General features: G+C 68.4%; 17 protein-coding genes. 12 read left to right on the top strand and 5 right to left on the bottom strand.

Annotation, left to right across the window (positions count from 1 at the left end; all coding sequences use genetic code 11):
• The first annotated feature begins 20 nt into the window (after nt 1-20).
• The 6 genes from tatB to AncyloWKF20_RS06555 all read left to right on the top strand — a co-directional run bounded on the left by tatB (nt 21) and on the right by AncyloWKF20_RS06555 (nt 6,282).
• A complete protein-coding gene (tatB, locus tag AncyloWKF20_RS06580) occupies nt 21-965 on the top strand; it encodes a Sec-independent protein translocase protein TatB (protein ID WP_279317083.1) in 945 nt (314 codons plus the stop codon).
• Nucleotides 962-1,756, top strand: coding sequence for a twin-arginine translocase subunit TatC (gene tatC, locus AncyloWKF20_RS06575; protein ID WP_279317082.1), 795 nt, complete (start codon nt 962-964; stop codon nt 1,754-1,756). The genes tatB and tatC overlap by 4 nt, the downstream gene beginning before the upstream one ends.
• A 141-nt stretch (nt 1,757-1,897) precedes the next feature.
• Nucleotides 1,898-3,349: a serine--tRNA ligase gene (gene serS, locus AncyloWKF20_RS06570; RefSeq protein ID WP_279317081.1), complete on the top strand. Its 1,452-nt coding sequence runs from the start codon at nt 1,898-1,900 to the stop codon at nt 3,347-3,349.
• 135 nt (nt 3,350-3,484) lie between these two features.
• On the top strand, nt 3,485-4,252 hold the full coding sequence (gene surE, locus AncyloWKF20_RS06565) for a 5'/3'-nucleotidase SurE (RefSeq protein ID WP_279317080.1): 768 nt from the start codon (nt 3,485-3,487) through the stop codon (nt 4,250-4,252).
• Nucleotides 4,249-4,902, top strand: a complete 654-nt coding sequence (locus AncyloWKF20_RS06560) for a protein-L-isoaspartate(D-aspartate) O-methyltransferase (protein WP_279317078.1) — start codon at nt 4,249-4,251, stop codon at nt 4,900-4,902. Before surE ends, AncyloWKF20_RS06560 begins: the two co-directional genes overlap by 4 nt.
• A gap of 114 nt (nt 4,903-5,016) precedes the next feature.
• The gene (locus AncyloWKF20_RS06555) at nt 5,017-6,282 is read left to right on the top strand and encodes a M23 family metallopeptidase (protein ID WP_279317077.1); all 1,266 of its coding nucleotides are present in this window, start codon (nt 5,017-5,019) and stop codon (nt 6,280-6,282) included.
• A 75-nt stretch (nt 6,283-6,357) separates the two neighbouring features.
• Here the strand turns inward: AncyloWKF20_RS06555 and AncyloWKF20_RS06550 are convergent, their stop codons facing one another.
• Nucleotides 6,358-7,269, bottom strand: coding sequence for an ATP-binding protein (locus tag AncyloWKF20_RS06550; RefSeq protein WP_279317076.1), 912 nt, complete (start codon nt 7,267-7,269; stop codon nt 6,358-6,360).
• A gap of 228 nt (nt 7,270-7,497) precedes the next feature.
• Here AncyloWKF20_RS06550 and yajC point away from each other — a divergent pair, with 228 nt between their 5' ends.
• From yajC to AncyloWKF20_RS06520, 6 genes are all read left to right on the top strand, one after another.
• Nucleotides 7,498-7,836 carry a preprotein translocase subunit YajC gene (yajC, locus tag AncyloWKF20_RS06545; protein WP_267582222.1) on the top strand — a complete coding sequence of 113 codons (339 nt, stop codon included), beginning with the start codon at nt 7,498-7,500 and terminating at the stop codon, nt 7,834-7,836.
• A gap of 47 nt (nt 7,837-7,883) precedes the next feature.
• Entirely contained in the window at nt 7,884-9,482 is a 1,599-nt protein-coding gene (secD, locus tag AncyloWKF20_RS06540) for a protein translocase subunit SecD (RefSeq protein ID WP_279317075.1), read from the top strand.
• 15 nt (nt 9,483-9,497) lie between these two features.
• On the top strand, nt 9,498-10,466 hold the full coding sequence (secF, locus tag AncyloWKF20_RS06535) for a protein translocase subunit SecF (RefSeq protein WP_279317074.1): 969 nt from the start codon (nt 9,498-9,500) through the stop codon (nt 10,464-10,466).
• 38 nt (nt 10,467-10,504) lie between these two features.
• Entirely contained in the window at nt 10,505-10,882 is a 378-nt protein-coding gene (locus AncyloWKF20_RS06530) for an Mth938-like domain-containing protein (protein ID WP_279317073.1), read from the top strand.
• A gap of 18 nt (nt 10,883-10,900) precedes the next feature.
• Nucleotides 10,901-11,752 carry a phytoene/squalene synthase family protein gene (locus AncyloWKF20_RS06525; protein WP_279317072.1) on the top strand — a complete coding sequence of 284 codons (852 nt, stop codon included), beginning with the start codon at nt 10,901-10,903 and terminating at the stop codon, nt 11,750-11,752.
• Between the two features lie 91 nt (nt 11,753-11,843).
• Nucleotides 11,844-13,343 carry a phosphomannomutase/phosphoglucomutase gene (locus AncyloWKF20_RS06520; RefSeq protein ID WP_279317071.1) on the top strand — a complete coding sequence of 500 codons (1,500 nt, stop codon included), beginning with the start codon at nt 11,844-11,846 and terminating at the stop codon, nt 13,341-13,343.
• 80 nt (nt 13,344-13,423) lie between these two features.
• Here AncyloWKF20_RS06520 and AncyloWKF20_RS06515 read toward each other — a convergent pair whose 3' ends face one another.
• The 4 genes from AncyloWKF20_RS06515 to AncyloWKF20_RS06500 all read right to left on the bottom strand — a co-directional run bounded on the left by AncyloWKF20_RS06515 (nt 13,424) and on the right by AncyloWKF20_RS06500 (nt 17,282).
• Nucleotides 13,424-13,813 carry a hypothetical protein gene (locus AncyloWKF20_RS06515; protein WP_279317070.1) on the bottom strand — a complete coding sequence of 130 codons (390 nt, stop codon included), beginning with the start codon at nt 13,811-13,813 and terminating at the stop codon, nt 13,424-13,426.
• Nucleotides 13,813-14,661 carry a 3-deoxy-8-phosphooctulonate synthase gene (gene kdsA / locus AncyloWKF20_RS06510; protein ID WP_267582229.1) on the bottom strand — a complete coding sequence of 283 codons (849 nt, stop codon included), beginning with the start codon at nt 14,659-14,661 and terminating at the stop codon, nt 13,813-13,815. Before kdsA ends, AncyloWKF20_RS06515 begins: the two co-directional genes overlap by 1 nt.
• A 29-nt stretch (nt 14,662-14,690) precedes the next feature.
• On the bottom strand, nt 14,691-15,701 hold the full coding sequence (locus AncyloWKF20_RS06505) for a KpsF/GutQ family sugar-phosphate isomerase (RefSeq protein WP_279317069.1): 1,011 nt from the start codon (nt 15,699-15,701) through the stop codon (nt 14,691-14,693).
• Nucleotides 15,702-15,857: 156 nt separating this feature from the next.
• Entirely contained in the window at nt 15,858-17,282 is a 1,425-nt protein-coding gene (locus tag AncyloWKF20_RS06500; protein ID WP_279317068.1) for a mannose-1-phosphate guanylyltransferase/mannose-6-phosphate isomerase, read from the bottom strand.
• Between the last annotated feature and the right edge of the window lie 154 nt (nt 17,283-17,436).

Genomic DNA, 17,436 nt, shown 5'->3' with positions numbered 1-17,436 from the left:
CGGCGGCCCCGGCTTGACATATGCTTGATATCGGCTGGTCCGAACTACTGGTGATCGGCGTCGTCGCTCTGGTCGTGATCGGGCCCAAGGAATTGCCGACTGTCCTGCGCAAGGTGGGGCAGGGGGTCGGCAAGCTGCGCCGCATGGCCGGCGAGTTCCAGGGCCAGTTCAACGAGGCGCTCCGCGAGGCGGAGCTATCCGACCTCAAGGACAGCGTGAGCGGTCTGCGCAACGACCTCTCGGGTCTTGCCGACAATGCGCGCTCGACGCTGAGCAACGCCTTTCCGACCAATCCCCTGCAGGATCTCGACACCGAGATGAAGGCGACCTCGACCCCGGTCGAGCGCACGGAGCTGCCGGCGGCCGACATCGAGGCGCAGCTTCCCCCGCCGAGCGAGCTGGAAACCCACGCCTTCGAGACCATCGAGGACGAGGTGCGGGCCGCGACGCAGAAGATGGAGCCGGCGGCGCCGGCCAGCGCTTCTGTCGCCGCCGCTGCGCCGGTCTCGGCTTCCGCCGCGCCGGCGACCTCGCAGCCGCCGGCACCGGCTTCCCCTGTGGTGGCGGCCGCCGCGCCCGCGCCGGCTGCTGCCGCTGCGACGCCGGAGAAAGCCCCCACCATTGCGGCGGCCGCGCCGGCCTCCCCGGTGGCCGACGCCCCTCCGCGCCCGGCGCTGCCCAAGCGGTCGACCCGCCGCAAGGCGGCTCCCGCCGCCGACCCGGTGGTTGCGCCGGTTGACGCGGCGCCCAAGGAAATCGCCTCAACGGAAATCGCCTCAACGGATGTCGCGCCCAAGCGTGCCGCCAAGCCGCGCGTGCGTGCCAAGACGGCCGAGGTTGTGGCCTCGACCGGCGAACTGCCGCTCGGTACCCCGCCGGCCGCCGCCAAGGCGTCTCCCAAGCCCCGGTCCCGTGCCGCCAAGGCGCCGGCCGGTTCTACCGGCAATGAAGGGCCGGGTGCATGAGCCAGGACGATATCGACGCCTCCAAGGCCCCGCTGATCGAGCATCTGATCGAGCTGCGTTCGCGGCTGATCAAGTCGCTGATCGCCTTCTTCATCGCCTTCTTCGCCTGCTTCATGCTGGGCAAGTTCATCTACAACATCCTGCTCTGGCCCTACGAGTTCGCGGCCGGCGGCACCGAGCATGTGAAGCTGATCTACACGGCGCCGCAGGAATTCCTGTTCACCCAGATCAAGCTCGGCATGTTCGGGGCGGCGTTCATCTCCTTCCCGGTGGTGGCGACGCAGATCTACATGTTCGTCGCGCCGGGCCTCTACAGCCACGAGAAGAACGCCTTCCGCCCCTATCTGGTGGCGACGCCGGTGTGCTTCCTCATTGGCGCGGCCTTCGTCTATTTCGTCGCCATGCCCATGGCGATGACCTATTTCCTCTCCATGCAGCAGGCCGCCGGCCCCGGCTCGCCGGAAATCTCCATGCTGCCGCAGGTGAGTGAGTATCTCTCGCTGATCATGACGCTGATCTTCGCCTTCGGCATCTGCTTCCAGCTGCCGGTGATCCTGACGCTGCTGGCGCAGATCGGCGTGGTCTCCTCCGACCAGCTCAAGAAGTTCCGCCGCTATGCCATTGTCGGCGTCTTCGTCGTCGCGGCGGTGCTGACCCCGCCCGACGTGGTCAGCCAGCTCGGCCTCGCCATCCCCACCCTGCTGCTCTACGAAATCTCGGTGATCCTCGTGCAGATGATCGAGAAGCGGCGCGCCGCGCGTGAGGCGGCGACCGAGGGCTCGGTGGCGTAAGGGGCATCCCGCGCGCCGCGTTTGATCCGTGCCCGTTTGATCGCCGCCCGATTGATCGCCGCCCTTGTCGGCGGCGCCGTCATTGGGTAGTCCCCTGCGGCACGGGCCACAGGGCCGATCAGACGCGAAAGCGAGACGTCCATGCACGACATCAAATGGATTCGCGAGGAGCCGAAAGGGCTCGTGACTGCGCTCACCCGCCGGGGTACGCCCGAGAGCGAGGCGCAGGCGCTGGTGGACGGGCTGATCGCGCTCGACGAGCGCCGCCGCGCCGGCATCGTGAAGCTGGAAGAGCTTCAGGCCCGCCGCAACGCCGCCTCCAAGGAGATCGGCGCCGCCAAGAAGGCCGGCGACAACGCCAAGGCCGACGCGCTGATGGCCGAGGTTGGGGCGCTCAAGACCGATATTCCCGCGCTGGAAGAAGATGTGAAGGCGGCCGAGGCCGAGCTTCACACGCAGCTCGCCGCCATTCCGAACGCGCCGCTTGAGGTGGTGCCGGACGGCAAGGACGAGCACGACAATGTCGAGATCGACCGCGTCGGCGCGCCGCGCTCTTACGCCTTCACGCCGAAGCAGCATTTCGAGATCGGCGAGGCGCTCGGCCAGATGGATTTCGAGGCCGCCGCCAAGCTCTCCGGCGCGCGCTTCGTGGTGCTCAAGAGCCAGCTCGCCCGGCTGGAACGCGCCATCGGCCAGTTTTTCATCAACACCCATGTCGACGAGCACGGCCTCACCGAGGTCGCCCCGCCGGTGCTGGTGAAGGACGAGGCGATGTTCGGCACCGCGCAGCTGCCGAAGTTCCGCGAGGATCAGTTTAGTGCGGCCGCTTTCGATCTCGAACGCCTTTGGGTAGACTTCCACTCTGACCTCCAAGATCAGATAGTTTTGACAAAAGGTGACCGTCTGAGTGGGGAAGAACTGCTCGCCCTTAGTCGCGAACGTCAGCAGCGCTTGATGAAGCGGTTTGATGCTGGCGAGTACACGAACAATTTCTGGCTCATCCCCACCTCCGAAGTGCCGCTGACCAACCTCGTCGCGCAGTCCATCCTCTCCGAGGAAGAACTGCCGATGCGGCTCACCGCGCTCACCCCCTGCTTCCGCGCCGAGGCCGGCTCGGCGGGGCGCGACACGCGCGGCATGATCCGCCAGCACCAGTTCAACAAGGTGGAGATGGTCACCATCTGCGCGCCCGAGACGTCGCTGGACGAGCAGGAGCGCATGCTCGCCTGCGCGCAGAACGTGCTGAAGAAGCTCGACCTGCCGCACCGCGTGGTGACGCTCTGCACCGGCGACATGGGCTTCGCCTCGGCCCGCACCTTCGACATCGAGGTGTGGCTGCCCGGCCAGAACGCCTATCGCGAGATTTCCTCGGTCTCGACCTGCACCGACTTCCAGGCCCGCCGGATGAATGCGCGCTACCGGGCGAAGGACGCCAAGGCGCCGCGCTATGTCCACACGCTCAACGGCTCGGGCGTCGCGGTCGGCCGCGCGCTGGTGGCGATCCTCGAGACCTACCAGAACGAGGACGGCTCGGTGACGGTGCCGGACGTGCTGGTGCCCTATATGGGCGGGCTGACGCGGATCGGCGGGTGAGCGACGGCGTGTGAGCGATAGCGTCATCCCGGACGGCCAAAGGCCGATCCGGGATCGTATCCAAGGCGGAGAGCGATCCCGGCTCTCCGCTGCGCTTCGGCCGGGATGACGGTGTTTCAGGTAGGATAGGTGGACATGCGCATCCTGGTCACGAATGACGACGGCATCCACGCGCCGGGGCTCGAGGCCTGCGCCAATATTGCGCGGGCGCTCTCGGACGATGTGTGGATCGTCGCGCCGGAGACCGACCAGTCGGGCGTGTCGCATTCGCTCTCGCTCTCCGACCCGCTGCGGCTGCGGCAGGTGGCGGAGAAGCGCTTCGCGGTGAAGGGCACGCCGACCGACTGCGTCATCATGGCGGTGCGCCACATCCTCAAGGACCACAAGCCGGACCTCGTGCTCTCCGGCGTCAATCGCGGGCAGAACGTCGCCGAGGATGTCGGCTATTCCGGCACGGTGGCGGGCGCCATGGAAGGCACGGTGCTCGGCATCCCCTCCGTCGCCCTGTCGCAGGCCTATGGCTTCGAGACCCGCCGCGCGCCGCCCTACACGGTCGCCGAGCATTTCGGGCCGGACGTGGTGCGCACGCTGCTGAAGGACGGCATCCCGCCGGGCATCGTGGTCAATGTGAACTTCCCCAACCGTCCGGTGGGCGAGGTGAAGGGCATAAGGGTGACCGCGCAGGGCCGGCGCAACCAGGACCTGCTGCGCATCGACGAGCGGGCGGACGGGCGCGGCAATCCCTATTACTGGATCGCCTTCGAGAAGCGCATCTTCGAGACGGTGAACGGCTCGGACCTGCACGCGCTCGACGAGGGCTTCATCTCGGTGACGCCGCTGCGCTTCGACATGACCGACGAGCCGATGATGACGCAGCTCGCCCAGGTCTTCGCGCGGCCATGACGGAAGCGTCCGACGAGGCGCTGGAGCGCGCGCAGCTTCTCCTCGCGCTCCGCCAGCGCGGCATTCGCGACCGGGCGGTGATGAGCGCGCTGGAGCGCGTGCCGCGCGAGCGCTTCGTCGAGGCGGGCCTGCGCCCGCTCGCCTGGGCCGACCAGGCGCTGCCCATCGACTGCGGCCAGACCATCAGCCAGCCCGCCGTGGTGGCGCTGATGGCGCAGGCGCTCGACCTCGCCCCCGGCCATCGCGTGCTGGAAGTCGGCACCGGCTCGGGCTACGCGGCGGCGATCCTCGGCCATATCGTGCGCGAGGTGGTGAGCGTGGAGCGTTTCCGCACGCTGGCGGACGCGGCGGCGCGCCGGCTCGATTCGCTGGGGCTCTCCAATGTCGAGGTGGCCATCGCCGATGGGATGCGCGGCTATGGCGCCCGCGCGCCCTATGACCGCATCCTGCTGTCGGCGGCGGTCGAGGAAATCCCCGCCGCGATTCTCGAACAGCTCGCCCCCGAGGGGGTGCTGGTGGCGCCGGTCGGGCCGCCGGACGATACCCAGATACTGCTCCGTCTTGCCCGAACGGCAGGCGGGCTGGAACGGCGCGAGCTCGGCCATGTCCGCTTCGTGCCGATGCGGCCGGGAATCGCGACGGTGCTTTGATCCTCCTGCCCCGAAAAGGCCGCGAAGGTTGCCGAACGCGCGGTGATTTAAGCCGACGTTTACCTATACGAGGTTTTAATCGGTCTCACAGTTTTAGCGTTCGGGTGCGGTGAGATGCGTAACTTTTTGACGGCCTCCGGCAGCAGCTCCCTGATACGGCTTTCGGTTGTCGCGCTTCTTGGTGGCACGGCTGCCGCCTGCAGTTCGGATACGGGTCGCTTCAGCGATCCGAACGCCAGCCCGTTCGCCACAAGCGCCGGGGCGCCGAGCTACACCGGCTCGGTCGCCGCTGCCCCCACCGGGGTCGTGCAGCAGGCGCCGATGGGGGCTCCGGTCGGTGGGCAGGTGGCGGCCGCACCGCTCGCCGCTCCCGCAGGCGCCGGTGTCGCCAGCGCCTATCCCTCGCCCTACGGTGCCCCCGCCGCTGCTCCCGCGCCCTATGGCGCGCCGCGCCAGCTCGCCAGCGCCGCCCCGAACTACCCGGTTGCCGCCGCCGCGCCGACCTCCTATCCCGCCGCCGCGCCCGTGCCGGCGACGCAGCCGCTCTATGGCTCGCAGCCCCAGCAGCTGGCGCCGCAGGCCGCCGCGCCGCGCGCCCCGCAGATGGCCGCCGCCGGCGGCGGCAGCCATGTGGTGAAGCCCGGCGAGACGCTGAGCTCCATTGCCCGCAATTACGGCGTGCCGCGCGGCACGCTCGCCGCCGCCAACGGGCTCGACATCAACGCGCAGGTTCAGATCGGCCGCACGCTGACCATTCCGGGCGCCGGTGCCGCTGCCGCCAACCCGGTCGCCGCCGCGCCCAAGCCCGCGACGACCCCCGCCGTTGCCGCTGCTCCGCACCCGGCGCCCGCGCCGGTCGCCGCGGCGCCGGTTGCCGCCAAGCCCGCCGCTGTTGCGACCGCTCCCGCCACCCCGGCGCCGGTCGCCACCACCGAGAAGCCGCAGACCATCGCCGCGGTGAAGCCGGCCGAGACGCCGGACGACATGCGCACCGGTTCCGGCACGCAGTTCCGCTGGCCGGTCCGTGGCCGGGTGATCTCGACCTTCGGGCCGAAGCCGGGCGGGCAGCAGAATGAGGGCATCAACGTCTCGGTGCCGGAAGGCACGGCGGTCAAGGCCGCCGAGGATGGCGTCGTCGCCTATGCCGGCAGCGAGCTGAAGGGCTATGGCAATCTCGTGCTGATCAAGCACGCCGATGGCTACGTCACCGCCTACGCGCATAACAGCGAGCTGGAGGTGAAGAAGGGCGACACGGTGAAGCGCGGCCAGGTGATCGCCAAGGCCGGACAGACCGGCAATGTGACCTCGCCGCAGGTGCATTTCGAGATCCGCAAGGGCTCGCAGCCGGTCGACCCGTCGCAGTATCTCGCCGGCCTCTGAGCCGCCGAGCCGTTCCGGCGGAGCGTTGCGCTCCGCCGTTCCCCACCCGGCGTGACGTTTGGACCTCGGCGCCGGTCAGCGCGGGGCGGCTGGCGGTTCCGACAACGACACGCCCAGCCGTCCCGCGACATCCTGAACATATTGCCAGGCGGTACGCCCCGAGCGCGCGCCGCGCGTCGTCGCCCATTCCAGCGCCTCGGCCCGCAGCGTGTCGGCGTCGAGCGGCAGGGCGAAATGGGCGGCATAGCCCTCCACCATCGCCAGATAGTCGTCCTGGCTGCATTTGTGGAAGCCGAGCCACAGGCCGAAGCGGTCGGACAGCGACACCTTCTCCTCGACCGCCTCGCCCGGATTGATCGCCGTCGAGCGCTCATTCTCCATCATGTCGCGCGGCAGAAGATGCCGGCGGTTGGAGGTGGCGTAGAACAGCACATTCTCCGGTCGCCCCTCGATGCCGCCTTCCAGCACCGCCTTGAGCGACTTGTAGGAGGTGTCGTCGGCGTCGAAGGAGAGATCGTCGCAGAACACGACGAATCGGAACGGCGCGGGGCGCATGAGCGCCATCAGCGCGGGCAGGGATTCGATATCCTCGCGATGGATCTCCACCAGCTTCAGCGGCGGCTTGCCCTCGCTGGCCATCACCGCATTGACACTGGCATGGGCGGCCTTGACCAGCGAGCTCTTGCCCATGCCGCGCGCGCCCCAGAGCAGGGCATTGTTGGCGGGCAGGCCACGGGCGAAGCGCAGCGTGTTGTCGAGGAGCTGTTCGCGCGTGCGCTCGATGCCCTTGAGCAGGGCCATCTCGACCCGGCTGACCTTCGGCACGGGGGCCGGATGCCGGGCGTCCGCCTGCCAGACAAAGGCGTCGGCGACCTCAAAGTCGCCCCGCGCGGCCGGCGCCGGGGCAAGGCGTTCGAGCGCCTCGGCGATGCGCACGAGCAGCGGGCCGAGATCGGGCGGGGCGGCGGCGTCGGAAGCGTGGGTCATGGCGGGCTCCTTGTCCGCCCGGAATAGCCAGCCGGCCCGGTGAGGACAAGCGCGAGGCGCGACTCGTCCGTGGGACTGATGGCGCAAGACTTATGGGCCGTGGATGCTGTCCCATCCGTGACCGGAACGGGCACCGGCGCCGTTTGCAATCGGCAGGCGCGTCAGTATAGTCCGCGCCGCTTCCGCCGGGCCTTCCGCCCGCCACTCTTCGACGGACAAGGAACCGACATGTTCATCACTCCCGCCTTCGCGCAGGGCGCCGCTCCGGGCGGTACCGACATGCTGATGTCGCTGCTGCCGTTCGTGCTGATTTTCGTCATCATGTACTTCCTCATCCTGCGTCCGCAGCAGAAGAAGGTGAAGGCGCATCAGGAGCTGGTGAAGAACATCCGCCGTGGCGACACGGTGGTGACCACCGGTGGCCTCATCGGCAAGGTCTCCCGCGTGGTGGACGACACCGAAATCGAGCTTCAGCTCGCCGATGGCGTGAAGGTCCGCCAGCTTCGTGCCCTGATCTCCGACGTGCGCGCCAAGGGCGAGCCCGCCAAGGAAGACAGCGCCGCCTGACGCTTACCTCTTGCGGGCGTTCCTGAGGGGCGGCCGGAAAGAACGACATGCTCTACTTCTCGAAATGGAAGGCACTGGCGATTGCGGTGTTCTCGACGATCATCTGCCTGATGATCGTGCCGAGCCTGCTGCCGCCGGCCGCCTATGACAGCCTGCCGCGTTTCCTCCAGCGCAAGATCGTGCTCGGCCTCGATCTGCAGGGCGGTTCCTATATTGTCCTCCAGGTCGACGCGAACGAGCTGCGCAAGGGCCGGCTCGAACAGCTCCGCGACGATGCCCGTCGCGTGCTGCGCGATGCCAAGGTCGGCTATAGCGGCCTCGCCATCCAGGGCGACAGCGTGCAGATCCGCATCCGCGAGGGACAGGACGCCGATGCGGCGCTGACCCAGCTTCGTACCCTCGCGCAGCCTCTGGGCGGCGCGATGGCGACGACCGGGCAGATGGATACGGACGTGTCGCGTTCGGGCGATGTCATCACGATCACCCCGACCTCGGCGGGCATCCAGTCCCGCACGATCCAGGCGGTGTCGCAGTCCATCGAGATCATCCGCAAGCGTATCGACCAGCTCGGCACCACCGAGCCGTCGATCCAGCGGCAGGGCGCCGACCGCATCCAGGTGCAGGTGCCCGGCCTTCAGGATCCCTCGCGCCTGAAGGCGCTGCTTGGCCAGACCGCCAAGCTGACCTTCCGCCTCGTCGATACCTCGATGAGCGCGCAGCAGGCGCTGCAGGGCCGTCCTCCGGCGGGCACGGACGTGCTCTATTCGGAAGACCAGCCGCCGGTGCCCTACCTCATCGAGCAGCGCGTGCTCGTCGCCGGCGAGGATCTCACCGACGCCCAGCCGAGCTTCGATCCGACGACGCGCGAGCCGGTCGTCACCTTCCGCTTCAACACGAACGGCGCGCGCCGCTTCGCCGAGGCGACGCAGGCCAATGTCGGCCGGCCCTTCGCGATCATCCTCGACAACAAGGTGATCTCGGCCCCGGTCATCCGCGAGCCGATCCTCGGCGGCTCGGGCCAGATCAGCGGCAGCTTCAGCGTGCAGCAGGCGAACGATCTCGCCATCCTGCTGCGCGCCGGCGCCCTGCCGGTGCCGCTGCAGGTGGTGGAAGAGCGCACCGTGGGCCCCGGCCTCGGCGCCGACTCGATCCGCGCGGGCGTCATCGCCTCGCTGGTCGGCGCGGGTGCCGTCGCCCTGTTCATGGTCGCGACCTACGGCCTGTTCGGCGTGGTGGCGGTCGTGGCGGTCGCGATCAATGTCGGCATGATCTTCGGCATCCTTGCCATGCTCGGCGCCACGCTGACGCTGCCCGGCATTGCCGGCGTGGTGCTCACCGTCGGCATCGCGGTCGATTCGAACGTGCTGATCTATGAGCGCATCCGCGAGGAAGCGCGGGCGGGCCGGTCGGCGATCTCCGCCATCGACGCGGGCTTCTCGCGCGCGCTGGCGACGATCCTCGATTCGAACATCACCACCTTCATCGCGGCGGCGGTGCTGTTCTATATCGGCTCGGGCCCGGTGCGTGGCTTCGCCATCACCTTCGGCATCGGCATCATCACCACCGTGTTCACGGCTTTCACGCTGACCCGCCTGATGGTGGCGATGTGGGTGCGCTGGCGGCGCCCCCAGCGCGTGCCAATCTGAGAAAGGCGACAGCCCATGCGTCTGCTCCGCATCGTACCGGACGATACCAATTTCGACTTCATGCGCTTCCGGCGCATCAGCTTCCCGATCTCGGCGATCCTGTCGATCGTGGCGCTGGTCGCCTTCATGACGGTCGGGCTGAATTTCGGCATCGACTTCAAGGGCGGCACGCTGCTTGAGGTGCGCTACCCCAACAGCACGCTGAACATCGGCGATGTGCGCTCCAAGCTCGAATCGCTCGAGCTTGGCGAGGTGCAGATCCAGGAGATCGGCAATGATGGCGAGGTGCTGATCCGCGTCGCCCAGCAGCCGGGCGGCGAGGCGGCCCAGCAGGCCGTCGTCGGCAAGGTGCGCACCGCGCTCGGCGAGGGCGTGGAGTATCGCCGTGTCGAGGTGGTGGGCCCGCGCGTGTCGCAGGAACTGCTCAGCTACGGCATCGTCGGCCTGATGCTCGCCGTGCTCTGCATCCTGATCTACCTCTGGTTCCGCTTCGAGTGGCAGTTCGCACTGGGCGCCTCCATCGCCAACTTCCATGACATCGTGCTGACCATCGGCTTCATGGCGATCTTCCAGATCGACTTCGATCTGACCAGCGTCGCCGCGCTGCTGACCATTCTCGGCTACTCGCTGAACGACACCATCGTCATCTATGACCGCATCCGCGAAATGCTGCGGCGCTACAAGAAGATGCCGACGGACGAGCTGCTGAACCAGTCGATCAATTCCACCCTGTCGCGCTCGGTCATCACCCATGTCACCGTGACGCTGGCGCTGCTCGCGCTGGTGCTGTTCGGTGGCCGGGCGATCCACAGCTTCTCCATCACCATGATGTTCGGCGTGGTGCTGGTCGGCACCTACACCTCGATCTTCATCGCCTCGCCGCTGCTGATCTATCTCGGCGTGTCGACCCGTGCGCTGGCGGAGAAGGCCGAGAAGGACGCGCAGAACGCGGCGAACTCCAAGGCGGAACGCCTCGCGCCCTGAGGCGTCTTCATCGGGCAGCGCCGCGCAGGGAGACCCTTATGGCCAAGGCCGACGCTCATCTGCCGCAGCAGGTGCCGATCGACGGTTATGGCCGCGGCGGGTTCCACTTCGCCGGCATGGCCTCGGCCGGCTCGATCCTCGCGCTGCCCTCCGGCATCCATGCCTGGGGGCCGCGCGCGACCGCCGAGATCGACGCGGCCGCGCTGCGGCCCGTGCTGGAGCAGGCCGGCGCCGTCCAGCTCCTGCTGATCGGCACCGGACTTGATCCCTGGGCGATCCCGGATGCGCTGCGCTGGCACTTGCGCGATGTCGGTATTTCCGTCGATGCCATGCCGACGCGCGCGGCGGCCTCGACCTATAACGTGCTGCTGGCCGAGGGGCGGCCGGTGGCGGCGGCGCTCCTCGCGCTGCCCTGACGACGGCCGCGGGGGCGCATGAGCGAATCGAATACCGACTATTGCGCGGCGCTGGTGCGCGGTTTCGACCGCGACCGCTACGTCGCGGACCTGTTCGCGCCAGCCGAGCTGCGCGGCGCGCTCTTCGCCCTGCACGCCTTCAACATCGAGGTCGCCCGCGTGCGCGAGGCGATCAGCAACCCGATGGCCGGCGAGGTCCGCCTGCAATGGTGGAGCGACGCGCTGATCGGCGAGGCGCGCGGCGATGTGCGGGCAAACCCGGTGGCGGGGGCGCTGCTTGAGGCCGTCGAGCGTCACCATCTGCCGCGCGAGACCTTCTTCGCCCTGCTCGATGCCCGCATCTTCGATCTCTATGACGACCCGATGCCGTCGGTGAACGACCTTGAGGGCTATGCGGGGGAGACGTCCTCCGCCCTGATCCGTCTCGCCGGCATCATTCTCACCGGCACCGCCGACCGGCGCTCGGCCGATGCGGCCGGCCATGCGGGCGTGGCCTATGCGGTGACCGGCCTGTTGCGGGCCTTCCCGTTCCACGCCCGGCGCGGCCAGTGCTATGTGCCGCTCGATATCCTCGCCGCCCATGGCCTTGGCCGGGATGACGCCGTGTCGGGCACCGCCACGCCGGCGCTGAGGGCGGCGCTGGGTGATCTGCGCGCCCTCGCGCTCAAGCATTACGAACGGGCGCTGGCGAGCCTCGCGGGCACCGATCCGGCACTTCTTCCGGCGTTCCTGCCGCTGGTGCTGGTGCCCGGCGATCTGAAGCGCATGGAACGGGCGCATGATCCGTTCATAGAAGTGCCGGCAATGCCCCCTATGATGCGCATCTGGCGCCTGTGGAGAGGGGCGGGCGCCCTGCGCCGCGCGCTGTGAGTTCCGGCCGCCTTGGCGGCCCGGGCATGAATTATGCTAGCGGTTCTTGTGACTGAACTGCACCTTTCCCGCCTCTGAGACAGGAGTGCCGATGTTTCCGTTGCCCCAGGCTTCGCTCAAGCCCAACACCTACGCCTATGAGACCGTGCCGCTCGTCAAGCCGACGGGCTTTCGCGAATATGATGCCCGCTGGCTTTTCGGCAGCGAGCTCAACCTCATGGGGGTGCAAGCGCTTGGCCTCGGCCTCGGCACGCTGATCCACGAAATGGGGATCCGGCCCGAGGTGGTGACGGGCCATGATTTCCGCGGCTATTCCTCCTCGATCAAGCAGGCGCTGACGCTCGGCCTGATGGCGGCGGGCATCAAGGTGCACGATATCGGCCTTGCCCTGTCGCCCATGGCCTATTTCGCGCAGTTCGCGCTGGATATTCCGTGCGTCGCGATGGTCACCGCCTCGCATAACGACAATGGCTGGACCGGCGTGAAAATGGGCGTGAACCGCCCCATGACCTTCGGCCCGGACGAGATGAGCCGGCTGAAGGAAATCGTGCTCAGCGGGGCTGGCAAGCCGCGCGAGGGCGGCAGCTACGTCTATGTCGAGAATTTCCCGGAGATCTACATCAAGGATCTCACCGACCGGCCGAAGCTGAAGAACAAGATCAAGGCCGTGGTCGCCTGCGGCAACGGCACGGCGGGCGCCTTCGCGCCGCGCATCCTTGAGGCGCTGGGCGTCGAGGTGGTGCCGCTCGACACCGAGCTCGACCACAGCTTCCCGAAGTATAACCCGAACCCGGAAGACATGGAGATGCTGCACGCCATGCGCGATGCGGTGCTCGCCTCCGGCGCGGATGTCGGCCTCGGATTCGATGGCGACGGTGACCGCTGCGGCGTGGTCGATGACCATGGCGAGGAAATCTTCGCCGACAAGGTGGGCGTGATGCTCGCCCGCGACCTCTCAGCCATCTACCCGGAAGCGCAGTTCGTGGTGGATGTGAAGTCCACCGGCCTGTTCGTCACCGATCCGGTGCTGATCGCCAATGGCGCCAAGACCGACTACTGGAAGACCGGCCATTCCTACATGAAGCGCCGCGTCAACGAGAGCGGCGCGCTGGTCGGCTTCGAGAAGTCCGGCCACTACTTCTTCAACAAGCCGATCGGGCGCGGCTATGATGACGGCCTCGTCTCGGCCATCGCCATTCTCGACATGCTCGACCGCAACCCCGGCAAGAAGCTGTCGGCGCTGCGCGACGCGCTGCCCAAGACCTGGTCCTCGCCGACCATGTCGCCGCACTGCGCGGACGAGAAGAAGTACGGCGTCGTTGCTGCCGTGGTGAAGCATTTCGAGGATCTGGCCGCCAGCGGCGGGAAGATCGACGGCCAGGCGATCCGCGACATCGTCACCGTCAACGGCGTGCGCGTGACGGCGGAAGACGGCTCCTGGGGTCTGGTGCGCGCCTCCTCCAACAAGCCGGAGCTGGTCGTGGTGGTCGAGAGCCCGGTCTCCGAGGCCCGCATGTACGACATGTTCAAGCTGGTGGACGGCGTGCTGCGCACCCACCCGGAAGTCGGCGCCTACAACCAGAGCCTCTGAGGGGCGGCTGCTCCGGCGGCTGGCAAACAGGCAACGCCGCGGGGCCGTCGGGTCGCCGCGGCGTTGTCGTTTTCGGAAGCTCAATGAGCGAGCCAGCGCCGGGCGAGCGAGCCGGCGACGAGGCCGACGAGTGTGCCGATCGAGCCGGCGATGAACTGCGCCAGCTCCGCGCTTCGAGTGGCGGTAAAGCCCTGCGCAGTCTCCAGCGTGGCGGCGAGCGCGATCAGCAGCAGCGTGGCGATCAGCCGGCGACGCGGCGCGGCGATGCCGAGCGTGAGCAGCAGGCCCGTGCCGGCATAGGCGATGGCGTGTTCGAGATTCTTCCCCGCCCCGGTGCGCTCGACGACATCGGCCGGCAGCAGCGAGAGCAGCGGCAGCGCGATGAGGCAGGCGAGCGCGCCGAGGCGCGCCAGCGTCTCGATCCAGCGGGGCAGGCGAGGGGAGCGGGAAGGCAGGCCTACAGGCGCCATCAGGCGCCGTGGCCCTTTGCCACCGCGTCAAACGCCTGAAGGCGGGCGATGAGTGCCTCGAACTGGTTCAGCGGCACCATGTTCGGCCCGTCGGACGGTGCCTTGTCCGGGTCGGGGTGGGTTTCGATGAACAGGCCGGCGACGCCGACCGCCACCGCTGCCCGCGCCAGCACCGGCACGAATTCGCGCTGGCCACCGGAGGAGGTGCCCTGGCCGCCCGGCTGCTGCACGGAGTGGGTGGCGTCGAAGATCACCGGCGCGCCGGTCTGCTCGGCCATGATGGGGAGCGAGCGCATGTCGGTGACCAGCGTGTTGTAGCCGAAGGAGGCGCCGCGCTCGGTCACCAGCACGTTCGGGTTGCCCGAATCGGTGAGCTTGGCGACCACGTTCTTCATGTCCCAGGGGGCGAGGAACTGGCCCTTCTTCACATTCACCACCTTGCCGGTCGCGGCGGCGGCGATGAGCAGGTCGGTCTGGCGGCACAGGAAGGCGGGAATCTGCAGCACGTCGACCACTTCCGCCACCGGGGCGCACTGGTCGTCATCATGCACGTCGGTCAGCACCGGCATGCCGTAGCGCTCGCGAATCTCGGCGAAGATCGGCAGCGCTGCCTTCATACCCATGCCGCGCGCGCCCTTGATCGAGGTGCGGTTGGCCTTGTCGAAGGAGGTCTTGAACACCACGCCGATCCCCCGGCGCGTGGCGATCTCCTTGATCGCGGCGGCGCATTCCAGCGCGTGCTCGCGGCTCTCCATCTGGCACGGGCCGGCGATCAGCGCGATCGGCAGATCATTGCCGAAGCGCACCTCGCCGAGGGTGACGATGGCATTGGCGGAAACGCCGCTCATGGGAAGTCCTCGCGGAAGGGCGGGCGGGGTCAGATGACGCCGGCGCGCAGGAGATCGTGAATGTGCAGGATGCCGACCGGCACGCCCTCGCGCACCGCGAAGAGCACGGTGATCTGCGTGCGGCTCATGCGGCCCAGCGCGGCGCTGGCCAGCTCATCCGGCGCGACGGTGAGCGGGGAGGCCGTCATCACCGTCTCGACCGGATGGCTCAGCAGGTCACCGCTCATGTGGCGGCGCAGGTCGCCGTCGGTCACGATGCCGACGAGGCGGCCATTGGCGTCGACGACGCCGCAGCAGCCGAAGCGCTTGCCGGTGATTTCGATCAGCGCGGCGCTCATCGGCGTGCCCCGCGCGACCAGCGGGACGCTGTCCTCGCCATGCATGAGGTCGGCGACCTTGAGCAGGCGCGCGCCGAGCTTGCCGCCGGGGTGGAAGACGCGGAAATCGGACGCCGAGAAGCCGCGTCGCTCCAGCAGCGTGACGGCCAGCGCGTCGCCGGCGGCGAGCTGGAGCAGGGTGGAGGTGGTGGGCGCGAGCCCGTTCGGGCAGGCTTCCTCGACCTTGGGCAGCGCCAGCACGACATCGGCGGCGCGCCCGAGGGTGCTGTCGGAATTGCAGGTGATGGCGATCAGCGGCACGGCGAAGCGGCGCGCATAATGCACGATGTCGCTCAGCTCGGCCGTCTCGCCCGACCAGGAGAGGGCGAGCAGCACGTCGTCCGGCGTCACCATGCCGAGATCGCCATGGCTCGCCTCGGCGGCGTGCATGAACAGTGAGGGGGTGCCGGTGGAAGCGAGCGTCGCGGCGAGCTTGCGGCCGATATGCCCGCTCTTGCCCATGCCGGTGACGATGACGCGGCCCCGCGCGGCCTCGATGCCGCGTATGGCTAGTTCCATGCCGTCGCCCAGCGCGCCGTCAATGGCGTCGATCAGGGCGGCGAGGCCCTTGGCCTCGATCGCGAGGGTACGCCGGACGCTGTCGCGCAGCGGCTCGTCCCGGTGGGACGTCGGAACGGCGGGGGTTGTCTCCGTCTGGACCATGCCCACAGCGATACTCCCTTCATCGCGCGGCCGGCAATGCCGCCGGTCGGTGCCGTCGGCTCACCGCCACGGCAGGGCTGAATAAGCGCCCTTGCCCGTCGATGCAATGGAGGGGGCCGGGGAGGGGCCGGCGGACGCGCCGCCGGCCGGGCCGCATCAGCTGCGGTTGTAGACGTCTTCCAGGCGGACGATGTCGTCCTCGCCGAGATAGGAGCCGGTCTGCACCTCGATCAGCTCCAGCGGGATCTTGCCGGGGTTGGCGAGGCGATGCACGCCGCCGAGCGGCAGGTAGGTCGATTCGTTCTCGCGCACCTCGAACACCCGGCCGTCGAGCGTCACTTCAGCGGTGCCCTTCACCACGATCCAGTGCTCGGCGCGGTGATAGTGCTTCTGCAGCGAGAGGCGCCCGCCCGGCTCGACGACGATCTTCTTCACATGGAAGCGCTCGCCGCGGCAGATGGTCTGATAGGTGCCCCAGGGCCGGTGCGCCTTCAGGTGCTCGCTGGCGGCGTTGTGGCGGTCGCTCTTCAGCTTGCTGACCAGCGCCTTCACATCCTGCGAGCGCGAGGCGGGCATGACCAGCACCGCATCCTCGGTCGCGACCACGGCGAGGTTGTCGACACCCACGGTCGCGACCAGCGGGCCGTCGGTGTGGATGTAGTTGTTGGTCGAATCGAGCAGCGTCACCGGGCCGTGCGTGACGTTGCCGGCGGCATCGCCCGGTTCCAGCGCGCGCAGCGCGTCCCAGCTGCCGATGTCGGACCAGCGGAACTTGCCCTCGACGACGGCGGCACGGGTGGTCTTCTCCATCACCGCGTAGTCGATGGACTTGGAGGGCGAGTCGGCGAACGCCTTGGCGTCGAGGCGGATGAAGCCGAGATCCTCGATGGAGAGTTCCACCGCCTCGCGCACCGCCGCGACGATCTCGGGCTCGAAACGCTCGGCCTCCTCGATCAGCAGGCTGGCCGGGAACAGGAAGTTGCCGGAGTTCCAGAGATAGCCCTCGGTGAGGTAGCGCGCCGCCGTGGTGCTGTCGGGCTTCTCGACGAAGGCATCGACCTTGGAGGCCTCGCCCGTGCCCGTGGTGGCGCCGGGGCGGATATAGCCATAGGCGGTGCTCGGCTCGGTTGGGGTGATGCCGAAGGTAACGATGTGGCCGTCGCTGGCCGCCCGTGCTGCAGCGCGGCAGGCATCGACGAACAGCGCGTTGTCGAGCACCACATGATCAGCGGCGAGCGCAAGGACGAGGCAGCCTTCGCCGGCGAGGCGCTGGGCGACCATGGCTGCGGCAAGAAGCGCCGGGCCCGAATCACGGCGCGTCGGCTCCAGCACGACGGTGGCCTCAAGGCCGATATCCTGCGCCTGACGGCGGGCGAAGAACCGGAAGTCCTCATGCGTCAGCACGATCGGCGCGCTGAACAGTGACCGGTCGGACACGCGCTTCAGGGTGTCCTGATACAGCGTATTGGTGCCGTAGAGCGACTGGAACTGCTTGGGCAGACTGTCGCGGGATACCGGCCAGAGCCGTGTCCCCGAGCCGCCGGCGAGGACCACGGGTACGATGGAAGCAGGACTTAGCATCTAGAAAATTCTCCTCACGGGGAGAGTAGGCAACCCGTGCCGCAATTCACGGGAAGGCCCCCGCCCTTGTGCAGTGCAGAATGCCTGAAATGCCGGATTTGTCTACGCGGGCCCCCATGTTCAGGGTGGAGAGCTGCGTGGGGAACCGGCGGTG

Source organism: Ancylobacter sp. WKF20 (genome assembly GCF_029760895.1).
Lineage (GTDB): Bacteria > Pseudomonadota > Alphaproteobacteria > Rhizobiales > Xanthobacteraceae > Ancylobacter.
This window is presented reverse-complemented; position numbering and strand designations above follow the sequence as displayed.